Raw genomic sequence first — 12077 nt, forward strand, 5'->3', positions numbered from 1 at the left:
GGGCTGCATTCACAGAAGGCTATTTCAGCACCGGCTTAATATCATTCAATCGGGCTGGATTCACAGAGTTGCTGTAAATTCGGCGAAGTGCTGTAGGATAGTGAATTGTGATTAATAGACGGAGACCGAGATGGCTACCTACAAACAATTGCTGGCAGATAAGGAAAAGCTGGAGGCCCAGCTTGCCGAGGTTCGTCAAAGCGAGGTCGCTGGCGTCATTGAGAAAATCCAGGCTTTGATGGCAGAGTACGAACTCACCGTCGAGGACTTGGCGCCGAAACGACGCCGTGGACGCCCGGCGGCTAGTGATAAGCCTAAAGCTGCGGCGAAGGAGAAGACCTCGCTGCCGCCAAAGTACATGGACCCCAAGACGGGCGCCACCTGGACCGGACGTGGCCGGGCCCCGGCGTGGCTGGGGAAGAATCGCGACAAGTTTCTGATTCCAGAGGCATGAGCCGTTGGTGGCAAGATGTGGCGGGGCGAGGAGATGCATGGACTAGCTTGGCGCGCAACGCACTGGGATGAGTCAATATCTCCTGCAAGTTTGTCGAATGGATAACCAGGAAACTGGACACGGTGCTCGCCAAGCCGGAATCTGTATGGCTGATTCTCCTGCATCACGCTGGCTGGGCGACAGCGGTGAGCCGGAAACTAGCGGGACCCAGCCGCGGTGGCATCCCACTCGATGACTTGAATGCGAGCGAGGGTGACATGGATTGGCGCAGGTCGGTGGTTGAGTCGGGCTACTGCCTTTGGCTTGCTTCGTGGGCGGCCAGCAACCGTGAATGAACAGTCGGACGGGGATCTTCCCCAATTTCGAGCATGGTGCGAATAAGCGTCCGCAGGTTATGGTAGACGCATACTCCAGCCAAGCGCCAATCGCTGGCGGCATAGGGGCGATGGGAATGCAGGCCGGATCATCAACGGCCGCCCGCAGCGCATCGATGTCGCCGGTGCCAAAGGCAGCATGGATCTTCTCGAACTGCCGGTCGTATCACATTGTCTGACTTCATCATTTCGTGTCGCCTGATCGGACCCCGTTGTCGCTTTCTGGAGAAAGCGTCGTGGTGAGAGTCAAAGCGGCGAATTCGCCTGGCTGCGATCGCGGGCCCGGCGGGGGTGACTGTCTTTGGCGAGCATCCATTGATCATAAAAATGCAATTATTATAATCGCTAGGATTCCTACCCCAACTTTAAACCGGGGTTTGGCAGCACAGGCTACCTGACTAGCGAGGAGCGGTCGAACGGGCCCTCAGCATCAGTGGGATGCCCATCCTCCGCTGACGCGCCTGTGTGGCTTCGTGCAGGGTGGCGCCAGGAAGGTACGCTCCATCATGAAGCGCTGCGCTTGCACGGAGTGAGTGCCACTGGTTCCTGCGAACGCCTGCCCTCTCTCCCGCCCCTTTCTCGCAGGCGGGAGATACAGCATCGCCCACGGCAGAGATGCGAAGTCGATGGGCGGTGCATTTCAACTGGCACAGTGGGTCAGGCACCGGCATTTCCGTTACGCGAGCCGCCAGCGCCAGGTTCTGGCATTCGCCACTTGGTCAGGTCTGGCCAGCAAGTCGCGTAACGCCGTCTTCAAAACCTTGCCGTTGCTGTTCTTCGGCAATGCTTCGGCGAACAGATAGGACTTTGGCCGCTTGAATCGAGCGATTCGGTGCAGGCACCACTGATCCAGTTCGGATTCGCTCACTTGCATCCCGGTCTTTCGCACGACAACGGCCACCACTTCCTCTCCCCAGTCGGGATGGCTCCGCCCGAGCACGGAGACTTCGCACACCGCGGGATGGGTGAGCAGAGCGTCTTCCACCTCGCGCGGATAGATATTGGAACCACCGCTGATAATCGTGTCCTTGCTGCGGTCCTTGAGGGTGAGCTGGCCGTACTTGTCCTGGCACCCCACATCGCCGGTGTGCAGCCAGCCGTTGCGCAGCGTTGCCGCACTGGCCTCTGGGTTGTTCCAATAGCCTTGCATCACGGTGGGACCGCGCACCAGCACTTCACCAATTTCGCCCGCCGGGAGCGCACGGTCTTCGGCGTCTGCGATGCGAATCTCCACGCCGGGCAAGGCACGCCCTACCGAAGCCAGCGCGTTGAAGTCGCCTGCGGCATGGGCTCTGGCAATCGCGGTAGGTGGCTGGGCAGTAATTGTCATCGGGCTTTCGCCCTGGCCGTAGATCTGGGCAATCCTTGGCCCTAGGTAGTGGAGCGCGGCGACCTCATCTTCCACATAGAGGGGCGCACCGCCACAGACAACAACCTTAAGGTTGGAAAGGTCCGCCCGGGTCCGGCGCGCGTACTCGACCAAGCGGTTGAGCATGGTCGGTGCCGCAAAAAAGCCCGGGCGCCGGTGCACAGCGATAAGGCTGGCCAGTTCGGCGGCATCGAAGCCGCCGGAAGAGGGAATCACCTGGCTCGCGCCTTCGGCAATGTGGGGGACAATGTAAAGTCCGGAGCCGTGAGATATCGGCGCAGCATGAATGAGGCAGTCACCGGGCGCGATGCGCGTCACAGCGCTCGAATAGGCCCGCGACATGGCGGTCAGATTCTGGTGCGAGAGCATGACGCCCTTGGGCTTGCCGGTCGTTCCGCTTGTATAGAACAGCCACGCGAGCGCGGCCCCGTCGACATCGGTCACCGGCGTGCCCTGCGCCACGAAGAGGGCGTGATAGTCGCTGGAGCCGACGACGATGGTACTTGCGCCGGGTACTGCGTCGGCATCGGCAACGAAGCAGACGCCGGCGCCACTGTCTTGTACGATGTAGTCAATTTCGCCCGGATGCAGTTTGGCGTTGATCGGTACCGCGCACAGGCCCGCGTGCCAGATGCTGTACAACAGCTCGATGTACTGCGGGCAGTTCTTCATGATCAGCGCCACCCGATCACCGGCATGGAGCCCGAGCCAGTCGTGCAAGCCGCAGGCGCAGCGTGAGACGCGGTCGGCTAGCTGCGCAAAGGTGGCGTGCTGTTCGGTGCCGACGAAGAGTGCGGCCTGACCGGGATAGGCACCGGCCGAGCGGACGAGCGTCTGGGCGAGATTGGCGTTCACGTTGACTCCCATTTCAGGCGCTGACCAGGTATCCGCGCAGGCCAGTCAGGCTCAGTACGGCCGCAAAAGCCATAGTTCATCTTCACTCCTGCGTGGGCAAGCGCCGGCCTGGCGCTTGCATTCGACGGGTTGATATCCCGTCTTTCATGGGAACCGTTCTTTTTTTGGGGGGGCAGGCAATGCCTGCCCCCTCGCCTCCCCCTCACCAATCAGTCCGGGGCGCGCTCCGGCAGCGGCAAGTGCATCCATTCCTGATAAAAGGCCTCGATGTCCGGCTCGAAGTCGTGGATCACGGGATACCACGGGGTGGGTGCCTCAACGTCGTGCATGGTGCCGCACGTTGGGCAGTAGTACTCGCGATATACCTGCCACTGGGTATCTGGGGCCATCAGCTTGGGGTAGACCTCGGTCATCGCCTCCTCCGTGTCGCGCACGTAGATTGAGGCATGCAGTTTCCAGTTGTCGAGGTAGCCGCAGAACTCGTGACCGCAGTCGCACATGGTGACCCACTTCTTGGTCTTGGCCGACTGCACGATATTCAAGTGGGGGCCGAGCGGAAGCACGATGCGGTCCGGGAAGCTCGCCTTAGCTTGCAGGGCGGCAAGATATTGCTCGAAGCGAGCCTCGTCCTTGGGCATCGAGAGCATGCGGAAGGTGGTTTCCCAGTCGAGGGAGCCTTCGACGAGGTGGGCGACCTGTTCATTGGTGTAGGCAGACATTCTTCAACTCCTTGATTCGGTGATTACTCTTCGACCTGGACGACGGTGGTGACGTCGGGCAGCAGGGAGAGATCCATGCGGTGCTTGGCGCCATAGGACGGCACGCCCAATTCTTCCTCGAGCAACTGCCAATCCGCGGGCAGGTTCCAGAACTCCTTGAACTCCCGGGTGAACTTCTCGGACAGGGCAAAGCTGGTGGCGAACATATGCTGTACCTGAACGGACGCGTGCTTGTTGATGACGCGCTCGCGCTCCTCCTTCATCCATTCGCGGGTCGGCAGGGCCCGGGCTAGACGTTCCTTGCGAATCTCGGCACGGCGGGCCTGGGTTTTGGCTATATCCACCGTGAACACGCCCTTGGCGTCCTGGGTGAAGACGGCGCCATAGACCTTCTGCGCGTATTCCGGCAGCAGGAACTTCTGGTTGAGGTCCGCCTCGACAGCCTTCGGATCCCGATCGATGGGGTCGCCAAAGCCAGGGCCACCGCGCAGGTAGTTGAGGTAGAGGTCGTGGTTGGCATAGCAGTCCTCGGTAGTGATGCATTGCTTGTCACGCTTGACCACGGCGGTTGCGTCGATGTGGCGCTCGAAGTCCGGGTTGCTCGGATCGATGTCGCCGCCCAGAGGCAGGGAGTCGCCGATAGCGATGCGCTGGTCCAGGCCCGTCTTGTGTGCCTCAAAGCGGTAACCTGTGGCAGACGGGTAGCCGCCCATCATGCCCCAATCGCTGTTCATGAAGCCGTTGCCCATGAAGAACATGGTCCAGTCCTGAGCGTTCCACACCATGCGCAGCGTCTCGAAGCCGCAACCGCCACGGTACTTGCCGTAACCGCCGGAGTTGGCCTTGACGTTCCGGCCGAGGTAGAGCAGTGGCTCTGCCATCTCCCAGATCTCGATGTCGCCCATATCGCCTTCTGGGTTCCAGATGGCGGCGGCGTGGTTGAGACCATCCTTGACGGCGCAGGCGCCGGTGCCGCAGGAACTCGCCTCAAAGCTGTTGACTGCGTGAATCTCACCGTCCTGGTTGATTCCGCCGCCTTGCAGCCAGTTGGAGGTGTTGGCGTTTCCTGCGTTGACCTCTTCCAGATAGCCACGGCTGAAATAAGACTGGGAGAGCCCCCGCCACAGGGCGGCCCAGCCGGAGACCAGGAAGTGCCAGGCGTAGGCGTGACCGGTACGGCGGTCATCCGGGTTGCACCAGGTTCCTTTTGGCAGACGGAACTCGGTGGCGAAGTAGGCACCGTCGTTGATGCGCTGAGTGGGCACAAGGGTCTGGCACATCATCACCCAGATTCCGGAAGTAAAAGCGACCTGATGGGCGTTGAAGGTGTGCCAGCCCCAGCGGCTCGCGCCCTCGAAGTCCAGGCGCCACTTGCCATCCGGCCTGATGGTCATCTCCACCGGCGAGTGCATGATGGAGTCGAGCTTGGCGAAGGCGTTGGAGACCTGCACATCGTCGTGCTTGTAAGGCACGTCGACAAAGGAGACCTTGCGGTACTTGCCCGGCAGGGTCATGGCCTTGATACGGCTCTGCAGTCCGCGGCGGCCTTCTTCGATGACCTCGAAGGCAAACTTCTCATAGGCTTCGATACCGTCGGCGCGGATCACTTCCTCGACCAGGTCGCGGATCATGTGGCAGCCGGCGATGCGGGTCTTTTCGTCGAGGATCCAGTACTTCGGCGTGCGCACTGAGCGCTGGGACTCGTGCAGCCAGTCGCGCAGCGGCTCGTCGTTCACCCCGGTCTTGCGGCAGGTGACCATGTAGCCGTCGCCGAAGCGCTGGGTCTGGCCGGTGGACATCGAGCCCGGAGTCACCGAGCCGGTGTCGATGACGTGGGTGACGCCGCCGACCCAGCCTATCAGCCGGCCTTCCCAGAAGATCGGCACGATGGTGGCGATGTCGCATGGGTGGACGTTGCCGATGGCGCAGTCATTGGTCGTGAACATGTCACCGGGGTTGATGCCGGGGTTGGCTTCCCAGTTGTTCTCGATCATGTACTTGATCGCCGCGCCCATGGTGCCGACGTGGATGATGATCCCGGTCGAGGTCAGGACGCAGTCGCCGGCGGCGTTGTAGAGGGTGAAGCAGAGTTCGCCTTCCTGCTCGACGATGGGGCTGGCGGCGATCTTCTTGGCGGTTTCGCGCGCATGCACCAGGCCCCCGCGCAGCTTGGAGAACAGCTTCTCGTAGCCGATCGGATCGCTGTCACGGAATTCCAGCTTCTCGAGGCCGTTGTAGTGGCCGGTGGCCTTGGTGCGCTCGATGATGCGGTCGCGGTACTGCTTGAGCGTCTGGCCATTCTGCAGCAGGTCGGCGAAGCCGACTTCTTTATTGCTCATCATATTCATGGCGGGTCTCCTTACTTCACTTCCTTGAGATGGAACAGGCGGTGCTTGTCGATAGTGGTTTCGAAGCCGTCGGGCACGACGAAGGTCGTGGCGTCGGATTCGATGATGGCGGGACCCACGATGTGATTGCCGGCCTTGAGGGCTTCCATCTTCCAGAGCGCGGCATCCACCCACTTCTTGTGGCGGTAGAACGGACGGGTGCCGAGATAGGCTTCCTTGGGCGGCGTCGGGCCGGCATCCGGGTCTTCCGGCAGCACCGGCTTCTGGGTCACGACGGTGCCGCGCAGGATGGCACCGGTGATCGAGAAGCCCAGTTCCGGCGAGCGCGCAGAGCTGGCGTAGACGCGGCCGTAGGTGTTCTCGAAGGCCTCGACGATCTGGTTCCAGTCGGCCGCGGTGGCGGCGCTGGTCACCGGCGAGACGATTTCGAGGTCATTCAACTGGCCCATGTACTGCATCTTGTAGCCGGGGATCAAAAGCACGTCCTCAGGCTGGTAGCCGTTGAGGACGAATTCGTCGATGACCTTGACTGCTAGTTCAGACCAGGCTTCCTGCAGGCTCCTGCAGGCGACTTCCTTGTCGGCGTCGGGGGCGTGCTGGGCAACACCAAGGTCCACTGACTTGTCGTAGCGGTACTCGAAGTCGGCGCAGGCGCAGCCGAAGGCCGAGAAGCCGGCCGCCCAGGCCGGCACGACGACATCCTTGAAGCCGACGCCCTCGGTGTAGCCGTAGGTGTGCACCGGGCCGGCGCCGCCGTAGGAGAAGCAGGTGAAGTCCGCCGGGTTGTAGCCCTTGGCACTGATGTTGGCGCGCAGGTACTCGGAGAGGGTGAGATCGAGCAGCTCGATGACGCCGGCGGCGGCATCCTCGACCGACAGGCCGAGTGGGTCGGCGATCTGCGCCTTGATGTGGTTGCGGGCGCGCTGCACGTCGAGCTTGATGGCACCGCCCAGGAAGTTCTCCGGGTTCAGGTAGCCGAGCACGACGTGGCAGTCGGAGACGGACACCGTGTCGAGGCCGCTTTCCGGCCAGCAGGTGCCGACGCGGTAGCCGGCGCTGTCAGGGCCGAGCTTGATCGACTTGCTGTAGGGGTCGAGGCGCACGAAGCTGCCGGCGCCGGCGCCGACCGAGTCCATCGCCACCAGGGGCAGGGAGAGGACCAGCCGGGCCATGTCGGGGTCGGACTTGATGGCGAAATTGCCCTTGGTGATCAGGGCCACGTCGAAGCTGGTGCCGCCGATGTCGGAGCAGGCGATATTCTCGTCGCCCAGGTACTCTCCCAGCAGCTTGGAGCCGATGACGCCACCGATGGGGCCGGAGACGATGGTGCGTGCGAGTTCCTTGGCCTTCCAACTGATGGTGCCACCGTGCGTGGCCATGACGCGCAGGTCGAATTTGGCCCCGTGCGTCTTGAAGCGGTCGCTAACCTTCTTCAGCGTTTGACGCGAGGGCTCCGCGCCATAAGCCTCCAAGATAGTGGTGTTCATCCTGTGGCTCTCTTTGCGCGACGGGTAGTAATCCACGGAGGCGAATACGGGGATATCCACCTTCAGTTTCTTCAACTCCTCGCGCACGATGTCACGGGCACGTTGCTCGCTGGACTCGTTCTTGTGGGATTGCAGCAGGCAAATGACGATGGCTTGTGCGTTGGCCTCCACCAGTTCCCGGGTAGCCCGGCGGACTTCCTCCTCACGCAGCGGGATCACGACCCTCCCCTGCACGTCGGTACGCTCGGTGACGCCACGCGTGCGAGAGACGGGCACCAGGGGCTCATCGTAGCGGTGGGTGTTAAGGTGAATGCGGTCCTCCAGGGCATAGCCCAGGTAGCTCTGCAGGGCGCGCCCCATCGAATGGATTTGCTCGAAGCCACGGTTGCAGATAAGGCCGACGGCGAGGCCCTTGCGCATGAGGATGCGGTTGAGCATGGCCGTACCGGAATAGACGCAAGTCACCAGTTCCGGATAGACGTCGTCCACGGTCCGGTCCCAATGGGCGAGGGCGTCTTCGGAAGAGTTGTAGATGGCAAGGGATTCGTCGCCGGGATTGCTCTGCGCCTTGCCGACCACGAAGCGGCCATCAGAGCGCACGAAGAATGTGTCGGTCATCGTGCCACCAGCATCGATGCCCATCACCTGTACGGTGGACTGCGGTTGCATACTGCCTCCTGTCATTGGTGTCGTCATGGTGGGATCTCCCACGACCAATCCATGGCAAAGCTTGTGCCAGGCTTGGCTGGCACTAGGAGCAGCCATGGCAAGCGATTTGAAATCAACGAGTTGCCGGCATTCCTTGGCCACTTCGCTGGTCGCCCGATGCCTGCTGCCGCTGTCCGGATTCCCGACGCCCTGTGCAGCGGTGTCCGGGAACCGGACGCTTTCTGGCCAGCCGATGCGATTGTCCTTAGGCAAGCCCCGGCACTTGGCAGTTGGAGCACTGACTGCTGTCCAACGCGCATCGCGCTGGGTCAGGCCTGCCTGTCGCTGTCGCGAGGGACTTTGACTTTCCTGTGCTCTGCCACGCAGATCACTTGAAGCGTTGGCACGGCCTATGCGTTGGTTTCACGCGAATGGCAGTGGAACGTGGTGAAGCCCATGAAGAATTCAATGAGGTCAAGGCGCCTGATTGTCGAAACGGTTGCCGATACGGACTTGGCGATCGGAACCCATCTCGTCACCGATCGACTTTGGTACACGCATCATGGCGTCTATGCGGGGGACGGGAAGGTCGTGCATTACGCGGGTCTGTCGCTGTCACTTCGTCGCGCCCCGGTGCTCGAGGTCACGCTCGCGGAATTCGCGCATGGGCATCCGGTCTGGGTCCGGCAAAGCCCCGGCGCCAGGTTCGCCGGTTTGGAAGCCGTCCGACGCGCCTACTCCCGCATCGGCGAGGATCGCTATCACCTGATTTCCAATAACTGCGAGCACTTCTGTATGTGGTGCTTATATGGCGAGAGTCGCAGTGATCAGATCGACGTCTGGACGTCCTGGGCAAGCAATGTGCTGGCTGCGGGGTTCAACGCTATCGGGCGGCTCACGGTCACAACCTCGCGAAGTGTGTCCATGGTGCGAGCAGTTTCCCGATTCGGATTCGAGTGCGAGGCGTTCGCGAATTCAACGCGATCGTCTTCCTGAACCCGTGCTCTGCTCGTCGGGAAGGAAATGGCTAGTTGCCGTGGCTTCGCTTGCGCCACATCGGCCGCCGAGCATGCGGGGGGCCGTTCGTTGCGGCAGCGGCAACCGTGGTTATCGCAGGCGCTTGTTGTCGCTGTCCGGTTTCTGGACACCTAAAGGCAGCAGTGACCGGGAACCGCACATCTTCCGGGCGATTTGGTGCGGAGCACAAATTATTGATTTGAAAGAGATTTGTTGACTTGGGGATGGCACGGGCATACGGTTACTGCAGTCAATTGATAGTGATCGTTCCATGCCGTCTTCTTATTGCGGCGCTCTCATCCCCCGCATCGGCGACGAACTGATCGTGGCATCGGCTTGGGAGCGCTTTCTGCAGGACCAACCCGTGGAAGTGAAAGGGGTGCGCAGCGTTGTCCTGGCGTCGTGGCAGCGGTGTCGATCTGAGGCCGTTGATCCTTCCAAGCACTCCGCACCGGGGGCTGCCGCCGAACGTGTCCGCCAACTGCAGCGGCAGAGCCGGGATTTATGCGATGCTGCGCGTCCGGCACTTGAGGGCCTGCGCGATATCCTGCGGGAATGCGGCACCCTCATCATGCTCTGCGACCCGGGCGGCACCGTTCTCCAACTCAATGGCGAGACCAGGGCCCGCAGCGTTGGCGAGGGGATCAACCTAGCCACCGGTGGCTGCTGGAATGAGGATGTCATCGGCACCAATGCCATCGGCACCGCGATCGCCACAGCCGCTCCGGTTCAGATCCATGCCAACGAGCATTTCTGCCTGGACGTCAAGCGCTGGACCTGCGCTGCGGCTCCCATTCTCGACCCCTTTGGCAGCACCTTGCTGGGCGTGGTGGATGTCTCTGGCATCAAGGAAACCTTCCATGGCCACACCCTGGGACTGGTGGTGGCTGCCGCCAGGCAGATCGAATGCGAACTGGCCCGCCGCAAAGTTGCCCTGCACGAACGGCTGCTGACCCGATCGATCGATTATTTCATCCGTTACGCCAGCGACTATGTTGTGCTCGTCGACAGCCGCGGGCTCATTGTTCGTACTAACGGCAATGCGCAGGCGGCGCGGGAGAGCTATGATGTGCGGCTGCCCTTCGACGTTGGCGGCCAGGTGCCGGGACTCAACCTTGAACTGCCCGAGATCGACCGGTGCTGTCAACGCCCGCAATGGCTGCGCCCCGAATGGCTGCACGCGGTCAAGGACCATGACGGTATGCTGGGTACGATGCTGGTGATCCCGCTCGGGGCAAGCCAGCATCGTACCGCCGTATCGCTGCCCACGGCCACGGCACCGATGGCGGCAAACGATGCTTTTGGCGAGATCATCGGGGCAAGCGAGGTGCTGGAGGCGACCAAGGCACGCGCCCGCCGCATCGCCCCTCTCGATCTGCCGGTACTGCTCCTTGGCGAGACCGGTGCCGGGAAGGAACTCTTTGCCCGGGCGCTGCATCGGGCGGGTAACCGCCCCGATGGTCCTTTCGTTGCCGTCAACTGCGGCGCTTTTACCCGTGAGCTGCTGGTCAGCGAACTCTTCGGCTATACCGACGGAGCCTTTACAGGCGCCCGCCGTGGTGGCCTCCCAGGCAAGTTTGAGCAGGCCGACGGCGGTACGCTGTTCCTCGACGAGGTCGGCGAGATACCAATTGACATGCAGCCCCACCTGTTGCGCGTGCTGCAGGACGGCGTAGTGGTCCGCCTGGGCGATACCCGCGAGCGGCGCGTTTCGGTTCGTGTCGTCGCAGCCACTAACCGTGATCTGCAGAGTGAGATCGCCACCGGGCGCTTCCGCGAGGACCTGTACCACCGCCTCTGCGTGGTCAGCTTGCTACTACCACCGCTGCGCGATCGGCCTGGCGATATCGAGGCAATCATCGAGCATCTCAACAGCAAACTGGCGCGCAAATACGGCTGTGCGCCCAAGCAGCTTGAACCCGCCGTGCGCCAGGCGCTTCTGAACCATCGCTGGCCGGGCAACATACGTGAACTGCAGAATGTCGTCGAGGTGATGTTCGCGCTCAGCGAAGGCAACATCATCGATACTTCTCTGTTACCTCCGAGCCTTGCCCAGACGCCAAAGTACTCACTCTCCAAATCCACCTCGACGTCAATGCCTGTCTCGGTCGGTCGTCTTGAGGAAATGGAGAGGCAAGCGATACTCGATGCGATCGCGAATGCCCACGGAAACATATCCATGGCCGCCCGAACGCTCGGAATTTCGAGGAGCACGCTGTACGTCAAACTGGCCTCGATTCGGGATCGCCTCGGTAACTCAAGCACCGGCGCTTAGAGACCATTTCAAAAAGACTGCTCAGCACGCCTGAAGACGTTCCAGCAAACGAGAGAGCAGCCAAGTTTCAGGAATGCTTCGTGAATGTCAGCGCGGCGCTCGAAGCGAATGCGAAGACGACGGAAATTGTGGAACCATGCATGAGTACGTTCGACCACCCAGCGAAACTTGCCGAGACCGCTACCGTGTTCGGTTCGGCGTTTCGCGAGCACTGGCTTGATGCCGCGCTCGCGTAGCTTCCGACGATGCAGTTCGGAATCGTAGCCGCGATCGGCATAGATGACTTTGGGTTTCTGAAGTGGTCGGCCACGCACGCCGCGAATCGGTGGAATCGCGTCGATGAGCGGCAGGAGTTGGGTGACGTCGTTTCGGTTCGCGCCGGTCAGGATCGCGCTGACGGGGATTCCGTTGGCGTCGACGAGGATGTGGTGCTTGGAACCTGGTCGCGCGCGATCCGTGGGGTTCGGACCCGTTTTTCGCCCGCCCCAACAGCTCGCACCGACGACGAATCGACGGCTGCTCGTGAGAAAT

General features: G+C 61.7%; 7 protein-coding genes and 1 pseudogene. 3 read left to right on the plus strand and 5 right to left on the minus strand.

Annotation, left to right across the window (positions count from 1 at the left end):
- The first annotated feature begins 130 nt into the window (after window positions 1–130).
- Window positions 131–454: an H-NS histone family protein gene (locus ACYP5B_RS47115; protein WP_459574202.1), complete on the plus strand. Its 324-nt coding sequence runs from the start codon at window positions 131–133 to the stop codon at window positions 452–454.
- Window positions 455–1504: 1050 nt separating this feature from the next.
- Here the strand turns inward: ACYP5B_RS47115 and ACYP5B_RS47120 are convergent.
- The 4 genes from ACYP5B_RS47120 to ACYP5B_RS47135 all read right to left on the minus strand — a co-directional run bounded on the left by ACYP5B_RS47120 (window position 1505) and on the right by ACYP5B_RS47135 (window position 8275).
- A complete protein-coding gene (locus tag ACYP5B_RS47120; RefSeq protein ID WP_459574204.1) occupies window positions 1505–3064 on the minus strand; it encodes a class I adenylate-forming enzyme family protein in 1560 nt (519 codons plus the stop codon).
- 197 nt (window positions 3065–3261) lie between these two features.
- Window positions 3262–3771 (minus strand): acetone carboxylase subunit gamma, encoded by a 510-nt coding sequence (locus ACYP5B_RS47125; protein WP_459574205.1) that lies wholly within the window; start codon window positions 3769–3771, stop codon window positions 3262–3264.
- Between the two features lie 23 nt (window positions 3772–3794).
- The gene (locus ACYP5B_RS47130; protein WP_459574207.1) at window positions 3795–6119 is read right to left on the minus strand and encodes a hydantoinase B/oxoprolinase family protein; all 2325 of its coding nucleotides are present in this window, start codon (window positions 6117–6119) and stop codon (window positions 3795–3797) included.
- 11 nt (window positions 6120–6130) lie between these two features.
- The gene (locus ACYP5B_RS47135) at window positions 6131–8275 is read right to left on the minus strand and encodes a hydantoinase/oxoprolinase family protein (protein WP_459574208.1); all 2145 of its coding nucleotides are present in this window, start codon (window positions 8273–8275) and stop codon (window positions 6131–6133) included.
- A 435-nt stretch (window positions 8276–8710) separates the two neighbouring features.
- On the opposite strand from ACYP5B_RS47135, the gene ACYP5B_RS47140 reads away from it, so the two are divergent.
- Together ACYP5B_RS47140 and ACYP5B_RS47145 are read left to right on the plus strand one after the other, a co-directional pair.
- Window positions 8711–9250: a lecithin retinol acyltransferase family protein gene (locus ACYP5B_RS47140; RefSeq protein WP_459574210.1), complete on the plus strand. Its 540-nt coding sequence runs from the start codon at window positions 8711–8713 to the stop codon at window positions 9248–9250.
- A gap of 292 nt (window positions 9251–9542) precedes the next feature.
- Window positions 9543–11546, plus strand: a complete 2004-nt coding sequence (locus tag ACYP5B_RS47145; RefSeq protein WP_459574211.1) for a sigma-54-dependent Fis family transcriptional regulator — start codon at window positions 9543–9545, stop codon at window positions 11544–11546.
- Between the two features lie 8 nt (window positions 11547–11554).
- Here the strand turns inward: ACYP5B_RS47145 and ACYP5B_RS47150 are convergent.
- Window positions 11555–12077, minus strand: a pseudogene (locus ACYP5B_RS47150) (IS5 family transposase); the annotation flags it as partial.

This window comes from Cupriavidus sp. 8B (assembly GCF_054589115.1).